Origin of the sequence: Ramlibacter albus (assembly GCF_014297445.1) — a bacterium.
Classification (GTDB): domain Bacteria; phylum Pseudomonadota; class Gammaproteobacteria; order Burkholderiales; family Burkholderiaceae_C; genus Ramlibacter; species Ramlibacter albus.
Genome location: NZ_JACORU010000004.1, coordinates 1 through 16,584, shown reverse-complemented (window position 1 = coordinate 16,584; position 16,584 = coordinate 1). Strand labels below are relative to the sequence as shown.

Here is a 16,584-nt window from a genome sequence, read left to right as displayed (position 1 = left end):
GTACCGTGGCTCAGACATCCGTGCTGGCGTTCTTGCGGCGGCGGGCGCGGCTCGCGTAGACCAGCAGGGCGATGAAGAAGGTGACGGCCAGGATCGGCAGCAGCCACCAGTAGCTGCGGTCGAAGAGGCCCGGCTTGGTCTCGCGCATCGCGAGCTGGCCGCCCGGGTCGTGCGTGTTGACTTCCGTGCGCAGGCCGTTGTTGCCCATGATGGCCACGTTGCCTTCGGACAGCTGCATCGGCTTGTCGAAGGGCGGCGGCTCGGTGCCCAGCGTGCGGTACACGGCGCCGGTGTTGCCGCCGGCATTCACCACTTCGAGCACGCCGACGCGGTTGAGGCCGCGCACGTCGAGCAGCGGCTTGTCCTTGGAGCCCGAGAGGTACAGGCGCCCGTTCTCGGCCTTCACCTCGCTCTTGTCGCCGTTCATGGGCACGTCCACGGCCAGGAAGGGGCCGTCCACCTTGGGCGCGGAATTGCCTTCGGCGGTGACGAATTTCGCCTTCATCGGCGACAGGCCGGTGCTCGACGCGAGGCGGATCACGCGCGGCAGCGTGCCTTGCGCGTCACTGAGGTGCGCGGCCGGCACGACGAGCGTGCCGCCGCTGCCGAACGCGGCCATGAGGCCCGTGAAGTCGCCGGTCGGCTCGATCTTGTCGAGCAGCATGTGGCTCGAAGCCAGCACGGAGACCGGGAACGGCTCGGGCGTTTCGCGGCAGCGGTCGCTGGCGAGCTGGCGCACGAAGGACACGCGGATGACGTTGCGCGAAGCCAGCGCATAACGCGGGATCGGTGCGACGATGCGTTCGCGGCGGCCGGTGGCTTCCATCTCCTTGGCGCCCAGCAGCACTTCGTTCATGAAGACGGACACGATCGGCGGCGTGCGCGCGGCGGACGGCGATGCGGCGACGTCCATCACGAGCGTGCCGGGGCCCTGCCCGTCGGCGGCCACCTGGCCGATGTCGAACGTGGCGTTCCAGTCGGCGTGCGACAGCACGTCGAAGCTGCCGGGCTTGGCGCCGAGGTACTTCAGCGTCACGGCCTTGTTCTCGCTCTTCGGCTCCTCGATTGCCGTCACCACGAGCGACTGCCCCGCGGCGGCCTGCTGCCAGATCTGGCTGAAGAGGCCCGCGGCCTTCGCGCCGGCGTCCTGCGCGACCACGATGGTCGGGCGGCCGTTCATGTTGGCGAGCTTCACTTCGTTGGAGCCCGCGCCCTGGTCGGAGATGACGATGTCGGGCACGACGCCGGCACCCATCGCCTTGACCTGCGGGCGCTTGCCGGCACGCTCGAGCGCCACGCCGACGCGCCAGGCGGAGTCGTACGCCGCGGCGGCGAGCTTGTTGCTGGAGATGCCGATCACCGGGTTGGGCGGCAGCGCGGACCAGGCGGTCGTGAGGTCGAGCAGTTCATTGCCCGCGTAGTTGAAGGTGAACTTCGATGTGGGCTCGATGCGCAGCAGGTTGCCCGGCGTGCGCGCGTCGGCGCAGGTGTTCTCGCGGGCGACGGCGGTGCGCCAGTCGATGTTCAGCCGCACGAAGCCGCTGGGCCGCGGCTTGTTGTCGAGCGGGATGACGAGGCTGGCATCACCCTTGTCGGCGACGAAGGCGCGCGCGGAAACCGGCACGCCGTCGACCGCGACGATCATCGTCGTGCGGCCGCCGTCGGCGCGCACGTAGCTCGCGTCGAGGTTGAGCGTCGCGTTCGACAGGTTGATGCCGGGCGGCACCGGCAAATAGATCTCGCGGATCGTGTCCGGGTAGCCGAGCACCACGGGCCCCGTGAAGCCGAGGTCCTGGAAGCTCATGGCGCGCGGGATCCACTGTCCCGGCGTTTGCGCAGCGGCAGGTGCAGCCGCGGCCAGCGTGCCACCGGCCGGCGCGGCGCCGGGCTGCACGGGCGCCGTGACGCTGCCCTGCGCCTGCGCCTGTGCTTGCGCGGTTGGCTGCGCGGCCGCGGGCGCGGGCGCCTGGGCCGTGCCCAGCAGCGGCCATGCGAGGGCCAGCGTGGCAATCAAGCGCCCGAGCTGCGGTGCGCTCTTGGAGAGGCTCGTTGTCAGTTTCATGGATGCACCTTTTGCTGCAGGGGTTGGCTACCGGACCGTGCTGGGCGCCACCCAGCTGTAGCCGAGCTGGGTGATGCCTTCGATGGCTTTCTTGAAGTCCTCGAAGCCGGGGACGCCCAGTTCCGGCTCGAGCCAGAACGGGTGGAAGAAGAACGAGGCGTAGCCGTCACGCACCGCGAGCATGTAGTTCGCGTTGGTCACGATGTCCTGCCACGTGTAGTTGTAGTAGGAGGTCGGGTCGATCGTGCGGATGTCGTACTCGATGTTGCCCAGCGCCTCGGGGATGATGCGCTGGCCGTAGTAGTCCTTCGCGATCGGGTAGGCATAGATCTGGCCCACGCCGAAGTCCTTGCCGATGCCGCTGAAGTTCGGCTTGTCCGCCGTGAAGTACACGCAGCGCTGGTACGTCGTCGTGAACATCGTGGCGGCCGTGCGCGAAGCGGTGGCGGACTGGTGGTAGTGCGGTGCCTCCCAGGCCATCGGGTTGTAGCCGTTGCTGCGCAGGTCGTTCAGGCCGGCGGACAGGCGCTGCGACACCCAGCTGACGGAGTCTTCGGCGACAGGCTGGTTGGCGACGATGTTCCAGAACTCGTAGTCGTCGCCGCTCACGCCCGTGTGCGGGTTGCGCATGTTGCCGTACTGGTGCGTGTAGCCGTGCATCACGATCTCGGCGCCGCGCGCCACGGCATAGTTCAGCGCCTTCTTCAGGTTGGTGGCCTGCGACAGCGGCACCTGCTGCGGCACGCCGCCGTTGTAGACGCCCAGCGCGTCGACGTAGTAGGGAATCGTGGCGATGGAGAACGGCACGCGCTTGTTGTGCAGGTAGTCGGTGAGCTTCTTCATCGCTTCCACGCTCACCAGCGCGCCCACGTCCTCCAGCCGAATCAGCGCCTTGTGGCTCTCGGCATGCGGGATGCCCAGCATGTCGTGCAGGATGTCGGAGAACACGAGGTAGCGGTCGCGCGGGCCGATGAAGCTGAAGGGCATGTCGGCCACGTACCAGAAGTTGCCCGAGCGCATGATGTAAGGCGCGCTCTCGCCGCTCTTCGGGTTGTTGACCATCACGACCGCCTGCGCCTTGGCCGCGTCGGTGACGCCGGTGACGCCGATGTCCGGGTCGGCGTTGACGGCGCCGTTCGTGTAGTCGTAGTACTTGACGAATGTCTTGCCCTTGTACGAGACGCTGTCGAAGAAGCCCGGGGCCGGGTTCGTCGAGCTGGGCGCCCCGTTCAGGCCGCGCAGGCCCCAGAAGCCGAAGCCGCGCGTGGCCTGGAAGTTGTACGCGCTGTTCCAGGCGAGCTGCCAGATGTTGTACTTGAACCAGACGAGCTTCTTGGCCGTCGTGGCCGCGTCGGAAAGGAAAGCGGCCGGCACCTGGTTGTCGTAGTAGGCACCGAGGTAGAAGGTCGCGTCGTAGTTGTTGATGCGGCCGGCGGTGTACTGCTGCACGGGCACGAGGTCCGCGGCCGCGTCGAAGTGGCCGAGCAGGTTGCGCAGCATGATGGCGTAAGCGAAGCCGAGCTTCTCGAACTCAGTGCCGGACGGGGCGTCGTAGAGCACGAGCACCTTCGGCCCGGTCTGGGCCTGGGCGAGCGGCGATGCGAAAGCGCAGGCCAGCGCGAAGATCGCGGCGAGGAGGCGGAGGTACTTCTTCACTTCTTCGCTCCCTTGTCGCTGTCGTCCCTGGTCATGTCCTTCTTGACGTGCCCCTTGTGGTGGTGGGCGCGCACGTGGCGCTTCTTCTCTTCGGGGTTCAGGCCGGGCTCGATGCGAACGAGGTTCGAGCCGGGCGGCAGGGGTGGTGCCTTGACGGGCTGGGCCAGCGCGGCTGCGGTAGGCAGCAGCGCGGCGATGACGAGGATTCGGGCGGGGTACATCTTTGACTGCTCCTGTTGTTCGGGTCAGGCCGCGACGGCCTCTGTGCTGGGAACGGGGACGAGGTGCGCGGCCAGCACGTCCGCGATGCGTTGCGACGCGCGTCCGTCGCCGAAGGGGTTGGTGGACGCCTGCATGCGGCGCCAGGCCAGCTCGTCGTTAAGCAGGCGCCGCACTTCGCGCACGATGCCTTCGCGGTGCGGGCCCACGAGGGCGGCGCAGCCGGCTTCGACGCATTCGGGCCGCTCGGTCTCGTGGCGCAGCACGAGCACGGGCACGCCGAAGGTCGGCGCTTCTTCCTGCAGGCCGCCGGAGTCGGTGAGCACGAGCGAGGCACCGGCCAGCGCACGCTGCATCTCGAGGTAATCGAAGGGCGCGGTGAGCTCGACGTTGGGCACGTCGCCGAGGATGTCGCGCGCGGCGCGCTGCACCACCGGGTTCAGGTGCACGGGGAAGCGCACCTGGCGGTCCGGATGCTCGCGCGCCACCTCGGCCACGGCTTCGAAGATCTCCTGCATCTCGCCGCCCCAGTGTTCGCGGCGGTGCACGGTGACGACGATCGGGCCTTTCGATGCGCCGGGCTCGCGCTTGATGCCGTACTTGTCGCTGGTCCACAGCTGCGCGTCGACGACCGTGTTGCCGGTGACGAGGATGTCGGCATCGCGCAGGCCTTCGCGCAGCAACGCGTCGCGCGCGCGCTCGGTGGGCGCGAAGTGCAGCGCGGTGATGCGGCTGATCATCTGGCGCAGGCCTTCCTCGGGGAAAGGCCGCTCCAGGTTGTATGTGCGCAGCCCGGCTTCGACGTGCGCGACCGGGATGCGGCGGTAGAACGCGCACAGCGCGCCGAGGAACGCACTCTCGGTGTCGCCCTGCACCACGCACATGTCCCACGGCTGCGCGGCCATGAGCTGGCCCAGCTGCGCGCGGCATTCGATGCTGAACTGCTCGATGCCCGCGCCGCTGCGCGTGAGGCGCAGGTCCGGCACGATGTCGAAGCAGCCGAGCATGTGCTCGGCCATGTCGGCATGCTGCCCGGTGTGCACCCACACGACGCGAGCCCAGCCTTGGGCGCGCAGTGCGTGGTACACGGGAGCGAGCTTGATGATCTCGGGTCGCGTGCCGCACACGATGCCGATCACGGGTTGATCCACTGCGCCGGGCCTCCCTGCCCTGCCAGCATTCGCTGGCAATTCGTTACTTCCTGTGGACGCGCATTGCGTGCGAATTCCACACCCAACGCTCGAGTTCCCGGCTATTTCGCCTGCTGCCGTGCAGCAATGCACGGTTGACATGTGACATGCGTGAATGGCCGTGTATCAAACGCGGTCCCAATGTTGTTTTTGTAAGCGCAGCAGGCTTGGCGGTGCGGCCCGCATTCAGCAGTAGGACGAAACCTACCGTTGGGCCACGATGGGAGAATTCTTCGGCGGGATTATTCTCAGACGCCCGCCATACCGGCGGGGTACGCGTGCATGTTCATGCGCCGCAGCAGCGCGGCAAATCGCGCGTCGCCGCGCAGCGTGGCCCACTCGGGGTCGTCCTTGAACCAGATGAGGCGCACGTCGCGCACGGCATACGCGGCCGATCGGTTTCGCGTGCGCGCTCGGCCTGATCGCGCTGCTGATGTTCAAGGCCTGCGCGCCACCGAAGGCGGCGCCACCAACAAGGCGCTCGGCGTGGACACCGTGCTTGCGGGCGTCATCGGGCCGCCGGGGAGCGTGCGCATCACCAACTTCCTGGCGGGCTATCGCGCCGGTCGAACACTCGACGCTGCGGGCAACCCGCGCGCGGGGCTGTCGGATTTCGACCTGCGGTTTTCGGGTGCGACCACGCGCCTGCAGTACGTGTGGCCTGACGTGAAGCTGTTCGGCGCGGACGTCGAAACGCGCGTCGGCCTCACCTGGTACGCCGATGCGCGCGTGCAGTTCGACGTGGGCACGCCGGCGGGCAGGCTGCACCGCGAAGGCACGTCCAGCGGCTGGTTCCCGGCCGGCCTCGTGGGGCCGGTGCTGCTCGGCTGGCACGGCGAGAAGGTGCACCAGATGGCCGGCGTCGAGCTGTACTTCCCGATCGCGAAGTACGAAGTGGGGCAGCCCACGAACATCAGCAGCGGCTTCGTGTCGCTCGCGCCGCACTACTGGATCACGTGGTTCCCGCGGCCCGAGATCGAGGTGGACGGCAGCTTCGTCGTGCTGTTCAACCGGAAGAACCACCGCACGAACTACCTGTCGGGCCGCGAGTTCAGCATGGACTACGCAGCCGGCTACACGCCGGCGCCGCACTGGCAGGTGGGCGTGAGCGGGTACGCGTACCGGCAACTCGCGGACGACAAGGTCAACGATGTTGGCGTACCCGGTGGAAACCGCGGGCGCGTCTTCGGCATCGGGCCCTACCTGCGCTACCACGAGGACAACTGGGGCGTGACGCTGAAGTGGCAAAGGGAGGAGTGGGTGCGCAACCGGGCGAAGGGGGACCGGGTGTTCCTGCAGTTTGCGGTGCGGGTGAGGTAGCGCCTATCCGTTGGTCTGGAGTGGAGGTCGGTTAGCCTGACGGCGGGGAGGCTGACATGAAAGAAGACACCAAAGTCCCGACGCCGCGCGACTACGCCGGGTTCCACGGCGACATCATTGCACTGCTCGAATCGGCGCGAAGTACTGCCACGCGGAGCGTCAACGCGGTCATGACAGCGACGTACTGGCAAATCGGGCGCCGTATCGTCGAGTTCGAGCAGGGAGGGCAGGAACGCGCGGAATACCGACAGTCACTGCTCAAGCGCTTGTCGTCCGACCTCGCGGCCCGGTTCGGGCGCGGATTCAGCGTCGACAACCTTGAACTCATGCGCCAGTTCTACGTCGCATACCCACCGTCCGGAAAATCCGAGACGCTGTCTCGGAAATCTTCGCAACGGCACGAATCGTGGAAACTTGCGAGACCTTTTCCGCTGTCATGGTCCCACTACGTGCTGCTTGTACGCAGCACACGCTCGCCCCAGGAGCGGGGCTTTTACGAAGACGAAGCCTTGCGCGGCGGATGGAGCGTCCGGCAACTGGGAAGACAGATCGACTCCCAGTTCTACACGCGCGCCCTGCTGTCCCGGAACAAGCGGTCGATGCTGGAGCGCGGTGCGGTCCCTCTGCCTGGCGACCTGGTCACCGCCGACGAAGCTATCAAGGACCCATTCGTGCTCGAATTCCTGAACCTGAAGGACGAGTACTCGGAGTCGCAGCTCGAGGAGGCCCTCATCCTCCGCCTCGAAGACTTCATGCTTGAACTCGGCGGCGATTTCACGTTCGTTGGACGGCAGCGGCGGTTGCGGATCGGTGACACCTGGTTTCGGGTCGACTTGCTCTTCTTCCATCGCCGCCTGCGTTGCCTCGTGATCGTCGACCTCAAACTCGGCGAGTTCAACCACGCCGATGTCGGGCAGATGCACATGTACTGCAACTACGCACGCGAGCACTGGACGTTCCCCGGCGAGAATCCGCCGGTCGGCCTCGTCTTGTGCGCACGCCACAACGCCGCTGTGGCGCGATACGCCCTCGACGGGCTGCCGAACAAGGTCATGGCTGCGGAGTACCACACCGTGCTGCCGGATGAGAAGCTGCTGGCGAGTGCATTGCAGAAGACCCTGGACGAGCATCCGACGCATCGCGCCCTAACCGCCACCAAGCCAACAGTGCCTCGAAATCCCCGCCGAACTTCCGCTTCTTGAGGGCCTCGAAGCCGAACGAGCACACGGCCGCGTCGCCGAAGTCCAGCATGCGCTCGGCCGATTCGCGGGCGCAGCGCAGGAACAAGCCTTCGAGGTCCTTGTCGGGCAGGCGCTCGATGCCGGCGCGCAACGAGTCCGTGCCGCGCATTGCAGACACGTCGGCCGCCGCTGCCGCGCTCGCCAGCACCACACCCATCCACCCGCGCAAAAGTGCCGTTTTCGCCGCCATCGCAAGCTCCTGGGTCGTTGGACCGGCGGAATGTAGGCAATGGCGGCGGGCCCGCGCCGACAGTTGGCTGAAATTTCGCCGAAAGCCGGGCGCAAAATCCGGCCATCGACGAGGAGGAGCACCATGGGCGCTCACGACCTGCACGATGACGCGGTCCCGGCGACAACGTTCGGGCCGTTCACGCTCGACCTGCGGCGCGCGTTGCTGACGCGCGCCGGCCAGCCGGTGCCGCTGCGGCCGAAGACGCTGGCGCTGCTGACCTACTTCGCGGCCCATCCCGGCCGGGTGCTGCGCAAGCAGGAGCTGCTGGCGGCCGTATGGCCGGGCGTGGTCGTGACGGACGACTCGCTGTCGCAATGCGTGCGTGAGCTGCGTGCCGCGCTCGGCGACAGGGCGGAGGGGATGATCCGGACCGTGCCGCGGCGCGGTTATGTCTTCGAGCCCGACGCGCCTTGCGAAGCGGAAGCCGCCACCGTCTCGTCCCAACCGACCTCGACGGTGCGCCGCCACGGCGCGTGGGCGGCGGCTGGCATCGCAGCCGCACTCGTTGCCGGCGGCATCACGATCATGGGAGCCCGCCAGGCGCCACAACGACCCCTCGACGAAGGCATCAAGGCCCGCCGGTCGATAGCCGTGATGCCGTTCACCGAGCAGCAGGGTGCCTACGCGGGCTACTTCGGGGAGAGCGTGGCCGAAGACCTCGTGACCGAGTTGTCCCGGCTTCCGGACACACTCGTCATCACGCGCGCGTCCGCGGCGGTGCTCGGCGAGCGCGGCGCGGACGTGCGCACCATCGGCCGCGAGCTGGGCGTGCGGCATGTCCTGCTCGGCACCGTGCGCCGTGAAGGCGCGGCGGTGCAGATCAATGCCCGTTTCGTTTCGGCCGAGGACGGCGTCGTCCTGTGGGGCGAGCAATTCAGCTACCGCGACGTGAGCGAGTGGGACTGGCGGCGCGACATCGCGCTGCGCGTCGCGCGCGTGCTCGACGTGCGGCTCACGGCCGCGGCGCGCCAGCCGCTGCGAAGCGGCAGGCAGCTCGATGCGATCGACGCCGTGGTGGAGGGCCAGCACCTGATCCGCCACCTCGCCAGCCGCGAGGACGCGCTGCGCGCGCGCGAGCTGTTCGAGGCCGCGCTCGCGGCGGAACCCGCATCCGCGGCGGCGCTCACGGGTTGGGCCCACTCGCACCTGGCGGAGCTCGAGTTTTTCCGAACCGGCGACGCGAAGTCGCAGGCGGCCCAACTCGAGGCCGCCGAGCAGGCGCTTGCGAAGGCGCAGGCGATCGACCCCGGCTACGGTTATGCGCATTGCCTGCGCGGCCACGCGCTGCGCGAGCGCGGCGACTACGAAGGGGCGCTTGCCATCTACGAGAGCTACCTTGCCAGGTACCCTAGCGAGGCCTGGGCCCACGTGCGGATCGGCGAGATGAAGCTGCTGCTGGGGCGCGCACACGAAGTCGCCGCCCACATGGCAGCTGCAATGAAGCTTAGCCCGCTGGAGCCGAATCTCGTGCGCATCGCGCTGTATCGCGCCGCGGTGGCAGAGTTCTACGCCGGCCGCGACGACGCCGCGTACCAGCGCTTCCGCGAAGCCGCGGCCGCGGCGCCCGACTACCCCGGGCCGCGGCTCGGGATGGCGGCGATCGACGCACTGCGCGGCCGCGAGCCACAGGCGAAGGCGCACCTGGACCACGCCTTGCGCCTGCGGCCGCAACTGAGCATCACGTCGTGGATGGAGCAGACACGCGCCTGGCGCGGCACGCAACTGCCGGGGCAGACACAACGCCTTGCCCAAGGCATGCAGCGCGCGGGCTTGCCGCTGTGACGGCTCGCCCGGTGCGTCAACGCCGGAACACCAGCAGCAACCCCGCGACGATCGCCGCCATCCCCGCGATCGCGGCCGGCGCCAGCCGGTTGCCCAGCACCAGCCAGTCCAACAGCGCCGTGCCCGCGGGCACGAGGTAGAACAGGCTCGTGACGTCCACGAGGTTGCGCTCGCGGATCAGCCGGTACAGCAGCAACGTGGCGACGACCGAGATCACCACGCCCATGCTCACCAGCGACGCGACCAAGCCCATCGACCACTCGATGCGCAGCGGCTGCAGCGGCAGCAGGGCCACGCACAGCACCAGCGTCACCGCATACTGCAGCGGCAACACGTCGGCGGGCGCCTGGTCCAGCCGCTTCTGCAGCAGCGTGCCGGCCGTCATGCAGGCCAGCGCGCCCAACGCGAACGCAATGCCGGCGATGCCGAATCGCGCAGCCGCGATGCTGTCGAACACGACCAACGCGAGCCCTCCGAGCGCGACGACGAGGCCCGCGAAGCGGCGCATCGACAGCGGCCGCTCGGTCAGCACGAGCGTGAGGATCGGCTGCACGCCGAGCACCGTCGCCAGCACGCCCGGCGTGACGCCGCGGTCCAGCGCCAGCAGGTAGGCCACCGAATACAAGCCCGTGAGCACGAGCCCGGTCGCCGCCACGTGCACGCGCGTGCCGCGGCGCGGCAAGAGCGGCCGCCGCTGCCAGGCAGCCAGCGCGGCGAGCACGGCGAGCGCAAGCGCAAAACGCAAGGAGAGAAAGGCAAAGGCGCTGGCATGCGCCAGCCCCCACTTGGCGAAGAGCGCGCCGCTGCTCCACAGCAGCACGAACAGCGCCGTCGGGCCGAAAGCGGCCCCGGAAAGAGAAGACATGGAATCACCTGTCGCAATGGATACCCGTGAACGCACGCGCCCGGCGCAGCAGGTGCGCGAGTGCGATGCGGCTTGTCTGGCGCTTCAGGCCAGGGCGGGTGGTGCGAGAGGCGGGGACAGGTTCATGGCCTGCGGATTATCGCGCGGGTTCGAGCCGCTTGATGACGACGCGCAGCGGGCCGGGCACCTGCAGCGGTGCGATGCTGGCATCGATGGAACCGAGCTTGACGAGCCCGTCGAGGTAGCCGAGGTCCTTGTAGAAGATGCGGACCTTGCCCCAGGCCGGGTAGTACGCGATGTCGCCGATGTCGGGGTCCGCGCCGCGCGGTGCATCGCGGGGCGCCAGCTTGCGCGGCAGCTCCGCCACCTTCTCCATGTTGCCGTAGTCGGTGAGCGTGAGCGTCAGGGGCAGCATCGCCGCGAATTCGCGGCCCATGGTGGTGTCGTCCAGCGTCGCGGCGATCGGCTTGCCGTCGATCTCGATGACGATCTTCAGGGTCTCCGCCCACGCGCCAAAGTGGAAGCCCAGGGCGGCGACAAGCGCGAGCCGCAGGGCGATGCGACCGACTGCTGCATTCATGGGCTCGGCCTCCAGGGTGCTCGACGGAGCTGAAGCAAACGATGATAGGCCTGCGGCGGAGGAACATCCATAGCGCTGCCGCGATAGCAGAGAAATCAAGGACTTACGCGTGAGGTGCCATCACCTTGTCGGGCGTCATCGGCAGCGAGCGGACCCGGCGGCCGGTTGCGTGCCAGATCGCATTGGAGATCGCGGCGGCGACACCCAGGCCGCCGATCTCGCCCACGCCCTTGGCGCCCAGGCGGCTGACGACGCGGTCGTCCTCGGGCACGAAGAGGACCTCGAGCTCGTGGATGTCGGCGTTCACCGGCACGTGGTAGTTCGCCAGGTCCACCGTCATGAAGCGGCCGAGCGCGTGGTCGATCAAGGTTTCTTCGTGCAGCGCCTGCCCGATGCCCCAGACGATGCCGCCCAGCACCTGGCTGCGCGCGGTGAGCTCGTTGATGATGCGCCCGCACGCCGCCGCGCTCACGACGCGCGTGACGCGCACGGTGCCCATCGCTTCGTCCACGCGCACTTCGCAGAACACCGCCGAATGCACGGCGCGTTCGTAGCGGCCCTGCTCGTCCTCGTCGGGCTGCACGTGGAAGTGCGCTTCGAGTTTTTCGACCCGGGAGCCGAGCTTCGCGGCTTTCTTGCGCAGCTTGTCGCACGCGCCGTCCACCGCCGAGCCCACGCTGGCCACGTGCGACGAACCGCCCTCCGTCGGCGCCTGCGGCAGGCGCGTATCGGCGATGTGCACGTGCACGTCTTCGATCGGCACCCCCAGCGCGGACGCGGCGATCTGCGCCAGCACGGTGCTGGTGCCGGTCCCGATGTCGCTGGCCGCCGTCTCGACGTCCACCTGGCCATCGGCATGCCACACCACGCGCGCCTGCGCTTCGTGCTGCTCGGCGATCCACTGCCCGCTGGCCATGCCCCAGCCGACCCATTCGTCGCCCACGCGCGTGCTGCGCGGCTGCGGGTTGCGCCGTGACCAGCCGAAACGCTCGGCGCCCAACGCGTAGCACTCGCGCAGCTTCTTGCTGGAATAAGGCTTGTCGCCGGACGGCGCGCGCTCGGCGTAGTTCGCCAGGCGCAGCGCCAGCGGGTCCATGCCCAGTGCGTGTGCCAGTTCGTCCATTGCCACCTCGAGCGGGAACAGGCCGCTCGCGGCGCCGGGGGCGCGCATGTCCAGCGGCGTCGGCAGGTCCAGCGGCAGCAGGCGGTAGTCGCCGCGCAGGTTGTCGCAGCGGTACAGCGTGCCCGACCATCGCGTGACCATCTCGGTGAAGTCCTCGACGCGCGAGGTTTCGCCCACTGCCTCATGGATCAGCGCGGTGAGCTTCCCGTCGCGGTCGGCACCCAGCCGCATGCGCTGCCAGATCTCCGGCCGGTGGCCGAAGGTGAACATCTGCTGGCGGCTCAGCACCACGCGCACGTTGCGCCGCAGGTGCAGCGCACCGACGATCGCGAGCAGCACGTTGTACTGAGGACGCAGCCCGGAGCCGAAGGCGCCGCCCACGAAGGTGTTCAGCAGCGTGATCCGGCTCTCCGGAAAGCCGAACACCTTGGCCAGCCGCTTGCGGGTGCTGTGCGCGCCCTGGTTCTTGTCGTGCACGGTCAGCGCGCCGCCCGCCTCGAACAGCACCGTGCTCGCGTGCAGCTCCATCGGGTTGTGGTGCTCCACGGCCTGGTGGAACTCGGCGTCGATCTTCACGGGCGCGACCGCGAATGCCGCGTCGGCGTCGCCGCGCGGCTTGGGCGGCGCGGTGTCTTCGTCGAGCTCCTTCGGCGCCCGGCCTTCGTCGTGGTGGTGCGGCAGGTCGGTGGCGTGCGCTTGCACGTCGTAGTCGATGCGCACCAGGCCGGCAGCGTGCCGCGCGGCTTCCCAGGTGTCGGCCAGCACAAGCGCCACGGGCTGGCCGGCATAGTGCACCTGGTCGCTCACGAGCGGCTTGGCGGGCACCGTGGAGAAGTCTTCGCCGGCGTCGAAGTAATGCGCGAGGTGCGGCGCGTCGCTGCGGTGGCCGTGCCATAGCACGTCGAGCACGCCGTGCACCGCGCGCGCTTCTTCGTCGTGCAGGGCCAGGATGCGCCCGCGCGCGATCGTGGCATTGACCGCGACGCCATGCACGAGCGCCTCGGCGGCGATCTCGGCGGCATAACGCGCGCTGCCCGTCACCTTCGCGCGGCCGTCGACGCGCGGGACCGGCTCGCCGATCGCGACGAGACCGCGGCTCATGGCGCATCCTCCGGGTGGTTGGTGACGGTCCCGGCCGTGGCGAGCGCCAGCGCGCGCACGATGGCGCGGCGCGCCAGCGGGATCTTGAAGGCATTGCTGCCCTCGCCCGCGCCCTGCGGCACTGCCCCCTGCAGCAGGGCATCGGCGGCGCGCGCGAACGACGCGTCGGTTGCGGGCTGGCCGACCAGCAGCGCTTCGGCCGCAGGGTCGCGCCAGGGCTTGTGCGCCACGCTGCCGAGGGCCAGGCGTGCAGCGCGGATGGTGTTGCCGTCGAGGTCCAGCGCGGCCGCCACGGACACCAGCGCGAATGCATACGACAGGCGCTCGCGCAGCTTGAGGTACACGCTGTGCGCGCGGAATTCGTCGGCGGCGGGCAGCGTGAGCGCGACGATCAGCTCGTCGTCCGCCAGCGTCGTGTCCACGTCCGGCCGGTCGCCGGGCAGGCGGTGGAAATCGGCGAAGGCGATGCTGCGCTCGCCGCGAGGGGATTGCACGTGCACGGTCGCGCCCAGCGCGGCCAGTGCCACGCACATGTCGGAGGGATGGGTGGCAATGCAGTGCTCGCTCGCGCCCAGGATCGCATGCTGCCGCGCAAGGCCGCCGATCGCCGAGCAGCCGGACCCCGGCTCGCGCTTGTTGCACGGCGCGGCGGTGTCGTAGAAGTAGCAGCAGCGGGTGTGCTGCAGCAGGTTGCCGCCGTTGCTGGCCATGTTGCGGATCTGCGCGGTGGCGCCCGACAGGATCGCGCTCGCGAGCAGCGGGTAGTGCTCGCGCACGAGCGGGTGCCAGGCCGTGGCCGCGTTGCGGGCGAGCGCCCCCAGCCGCAGGCCGCCGTCGGCGGTGCGCTCGATCGCATCGAGACGCAGCCCGTTGATGTCGACCAGCCGCGTGGGCCGCATCACGCGCACCTTCATGAGGTCGATGAGGTTGGTGCCGCCCGCGATGAAGCGGGTGCCCTCGCCGGCGAGCTGCAGCGCTGCGGGAACGTCTCTGCACGCGACGAAGGTGAACGGGTTCATGCCTTTGCCTTCGCCTTCCCCGCATTCACGGTCGTGCCCGCGATCCACGCCTCGTGCGCCACCTCGCTCGCGTGCGGCCCGGGGCCCAGCACCACCTGCGCCACTGCCTGCGCGATCTGCACATAGCCGCCGCAGCGGCACAGGTTGCCCGACATCAGCTCGCGCACGTCGTCCAGCGTCTTCGCGTGCCCTTCGTTCGCAAGGCCGGCGGCCGAGCACAGCTGCCCCGGCGTGCAGTAGCCGCACTGGAAGGCATCGTGCTCGATGAAGGCCTGCTGCAGCGGGTGCAGCTGGTCACCCTGCGCGAGGCCCTCGACGGTGGTCACCTCGCGGCCGTCGGTCATCACCGCCAGCGTCAGGCACGAGAGCACGCGCACGCCATCGACGAGCACCGTGCAGGCGCCGCACTGGCCGTGGTCGCAGCCTTTCTTGGTGCCGGTAAGGTCGAGCGGGCCGCGCAGCAGGTCCAGCAGCGTGGTCCAGCTTTCGACCTCCATCTCGCACGTTGTGCCGTTGATGCGCAGGCGGATCGCGTGACGCGAAGGTGGGGCGTATGGCGGCATGTGCGGCGTCCCGAAAAGCGGGAGCGCGAAGGCATTGTGGATGCCGGCACGCGGCGGCCCTGTCGGACGGCGCCTGCAACGTACATCGCAACAAAAAAAAGACCCGGGTCTTGCGACCCAGGTCCTTGAAGATGGCGCGGCTGGCAGGATTCGAACCCACGACCCCTTGGTTCGTAGCTCCTGTTGCATGCGCAAGTTGTTGATTCTTCTAGACGAGGGGACCTCGAAAGTCCCCCAAAGACGGGTGTTTTCGGATGTTTTCCAGATCCGAGTCCCCCAAAAGTCCCCCAAGCTTTTCGGCCCTGAAGGGGCAAATGTCAGGAGCCTCAGGCCGACTACAACACAGCTTGCAGCACGACCTTCTTCGCTGGCACTTGAAGGAACTTCATCGTGCCATGACCAGGCAGAACACGGCGTTCCACAAGCACGATCCCTGCATCGATCAGGGCCTGAAGGTCGCGGCGAACTGCACTGCGATCGCGATGAACGCGGTCCGCGATCCCCTGGATCGAATCGGGCTTGGCCTTCACCGCGGCAACGAGTTCCAGTCGGCTCGGCGTCAGCGCCCGAACCAATTCCACGGGATCACCGAAGGTCACGACCGCTTCTTCCGGGATGACCTCGCTGCTGTCGGCCGCCTTCGCAATGCGACGGCCGCGCTCGAAGAAATCGTTCTCGTCGCCCAGACCGATCGTGACCTTCTTCATTTCCATTCCTTCATCGCCAGGTAATCCAGCTCAAAGCGTTCTTCGACATCCTCGTAGCTCGTGAACTCGATGGGTTCGACCTGCCCCATGACATGCCGGTGATGGAACCCGTGGGCATTGTCATACCCCACCACGCGCCCATTGTCGATGCCACAGATGCCGTGATTGATGTAGGCCAGGTTGTAGCGCGTCACCTGACCTGCACCGTCTACCCACACTTCCCGCCGGAGGACGCCGTTGCCTCGCTTGCGGGGGATGTGATTCGTCGCGTCAACGACCTTTCGCTCAGGCATGACAGATTGTATCCTCCCTGGTGTCTACTGTGGCCGGGCTGCATCCTTGACGGGCGGCCCGAAGTGCCTCGCGAGTCTCTCGACGAGCAGATCGATCCCGTGCAGCCCGATCTGGTGAGACCGAAGCGGCAGCTGCCACGACTGACCTTCAACGCCCGAAAGCTGGAGCAGCAACACGTCCATCTCGATCGGCTCGATACTCCATCCTTGGACCACGTGGGCCCGCGCGAGGGCGTCGATCCACAGCAACAGGCCGGCTTGGACGGCATCCGCAAATGGCGCCACAGGGCCAATGTGATCGTCGAGCTCGATGTCGCCTCTGCCCAAGGTCCGGAAGCCGATCTCTTGTTGAAGCAGTCGATCGCACGGGTCGTATCCCGCATCTGGAAACTCGGGGGCTGCAGCCCGAGTGCCCACTGCTCCAAGGAGGAAGGTGAGCGACGGTAGGTCGCTGTCCAGCGCGGCGAAGTCACGCGTCCACTGCGCGTTCTCGGCGAACGGCGTGCCGGTTGATGTCCCGGGGAGTGGTGTAAGTTTTTAATGTCTTCAAGGCGCGAAGGGCGTAGCCCGTAGCGCCTGGAGAGGCATCAGAGGTCGACTCCTGAACGGGGGTGGCCATCGTGAGTCCGGA

The 16,584-nt window shown here is 68.2% G+C and carries 16 protein-coding genes; 4 read left to right on the top strand and 12 right to left on the bottom strand.

What is annotated here, in order from left to right; all coding sequences use genetic code 11:
• Positions 1–10 precede the first annotated feature (10 nt).
• The 5 genes from H8R02_RS11805 to H8R02_RS30390 form a co-directional block, all read right to left on the bottom strand.
• Positions 11–2,062: a cellulose biosynthesis cyclic di-GMP-binding regulatory protein BcsB gene (locus H8R02_RS11805; RefSeq protein WP_187081627.1), complete on the bottom strand. Its 2,052-nt coding sequence runs from the start codon at positions 2,060–2,062 to the stop codon at positions 11–13.
• Positions 2,063–2,089: 27 nt separating this feature from the next.
• Positions 2,090–3,718: a DUF2334 domain-containing protein gene (locus H8R02_RS11800; protein ID WP_187081626.1), complete on the bottom strand. Its 1,629-nt coding sequence runs from the start codon at positions 3,716–3,718 to the stop codon at positions 2,090–2,092.
• A complete protein-coding gene (locus H8R02_RS11795) occupies positions 3,715–3,939 on the bottom strand; it encodes a hypothetical protein (protein WP_187081625.1) in 225 nt (74 codons plus the stop codon). The genes H8R02_RS11800 and H8R02_RS11795 overlap by 4 nt, the downstream gene beginning before the upstream one ends.
• A gap of 24 nt (positions 3,940–3,963) precedes the next feature.
• The gene (gene wecB, locus H8R02_RS11790) at positions 3,964–5,088 is read right to left on the bottom strand and encodes a non-hydrolyzing UDP-N-acetylglucosamine 2-epimerase (protein ID WP_354004907.1); all 1,125 of its coding nucleotides are present in this window, start codon (positions 5,086–5,088) and stop codon (positions 3,964–3,966) included.
• A gap of 287 nt (positions 5,089–5,375) precedes the next feature.
• Positions 5,376–5,507 (bottom strand): hypothetical protein, encoded by a 132-nt coding sequence (locus tag H8R02_RS30390; RefSeq protein ID WP_255429350.1) that lies wholly within the window; start codon positions 5,505–5,507, stop codon positions 5,376–5,378.
• A 106-nt stretch (positions 5,508–5,613) separates the two neighbouring features.
• Between H8R02_RS30390 and H8R02_RS11785 the strand changes: the two genes are divergently transcribed.
• The 3 genes from H8R02_RS11785 to H8R02_RS11775 all read left to right on the top strand — a co-directional run bounded on the left by H8R02_RS11785 (position 5,614) and on the right by H8R02_RS11775 (position 9,702).
• Entirely contained in the window at positions 5,614–6,447 is an 834-nt protein-coding gene (locus tag H8R02_RS11785; protein WP_187081623.1) for a SphA family protein, read from the top strand.
• Between the two features lie 56 nt (positions 6,448–6,503).
• Positions 6,504–7,649, top strand: a complete 1,146-nt coding sequence (locus H8R02_RS11780) for a PDDEXK nuclease domain-containing protein (protein WP_187081622.1) — start codon at positions 6,504–6,506, stop codon at positions 7,647–7,649.
• Between the two features lie 352 nt (positions 7,650–8,001).
• Positions 8,002–9,702 (top strand): FlgO family outer membrane protein, encoded by a 1,701-nt coding sequence (locus H8R02_RS11775; protein ID WP_187081621.1) that lies wholly within the window; start codon positions 8,002–8,004, stop codon positions 9,700–9,702.
• 16 nt (positions 9,703–9,718) lie between these two features.
• Here H8R02_RS11775 and H8R02_RS11770 read toward each other — a convergent pair whose 3' ends face one another.
• The 7 genes from H8R02_RS11770 to H8R02_RS11740 all read right to left on the bottom strand — a co-directional run bounded on the left by H8R02_RS11770 (position 9,719) and on the right by H8R02_RS11740 (position 15,953).
• Positions 9,719–10,567 (bottom strand): DMT family transporter, encoded by an 849-nt coding sequence (locus H8R02_RS11770; RefSeq protein ID WP_187081620.1) that lies wholly within the window; start codon positions 10,565–10,567, stop codon positions 9,719–9,721.
• A 136-nt stretch (positions 10,568–10,703) separates the two neighbouring features.
• Complete coding sequence (locus H8R02_RS11765) at positions 10,704–11,147, bottom strand: cyclophilin-like fold protein (RefSeq protein WP_255429313.1); 444 nt, start codon at positions 11,145–11,147, stop codon at positions 10,704–10,706.
• Between the two features lie 103 nt (positions 11,148–11,250).
• Positions 11,251–13,371: a xanthine dehydrogenase family protein molybdopterin-binding subunit gene (locus tag H8R02_RS11760; RefSeq protein WP_187081619.1), complete on the bottom strand. Its 2,121-nt coding sequence runs from the start codon at positions 13,369–13,371 to the stop codon at positions 11,251–11,253.
• The gene (locus H8R02_RS11755; protein ID WP_187081618.1) at positions 13,368–14,390 is read right to left on the bottom strand and encodes an FAD binding domain-containing protein; all 1,023 of its coding nucleotides are present in this window, start codon (positions 14,388–14,390) and stop codon (positions 13,368–13,370) included. Before H8R02_RS11755 ends, H8R02_RS11760 begins: the two co-directional genes overlap by 4 nt.
• On the bottom strand, positions 14,387–14,953 hold the full coding sequence (locus H8R02_RS11750; protein WP_187081617.1) for a (2Fe-2S)-binding protein: 567 nt from the start codon (positions 14,951–14,953) through the stop codon (positions 14,387–14,389). The genes H8R02_RS11755 and H8R02_RS11750 overlap by 4 nt, the downstream gene beginning before the upstream one ends.
• 335 nt (positions 14,954–15,288) lie before the next feature.
• A complete protein-coding gene (locus tag H8R02_RS11745; RefSeq protein ID WP_255429312.1) occupies positions 15,289–15,660 on the bottom strand; it encodes an HVO_A0114 family putative DNA-binding protein in 372 nt (123 codons plus the stop codon).
• On the bottom strand, positions 15,657–15,953 hold the full coding sequence (locus tag H8R02_RS11740) for a toxin-antitoxin system TumE family protein (protein WP_187081615.1): 297 nt from the start codon (positions 15,951–15,953) through the stop codon (positions 15,657–15,659). Before H8R02_RS11740 ends, H8R02_RS11745 begins: the two co-directional genes overlap by 4 nt.
• 99 nt (positions 15,954–16,052) lie before the next feature.
• Between H8R02_RS11740 and H8R02_RS11735 the strand changes: the two genes are divergently transcribed.
• Entirely contained in the window at positions 16,053–16,400 is a 348-nt protein-coding gene (locus H8R02_RS11735) for a hypothetical protein (RefSeq protein ID WP_187081614.1), read from the top strand.
• Positions 16,401–16,584 lie beyond the last annotated feature (184 nt).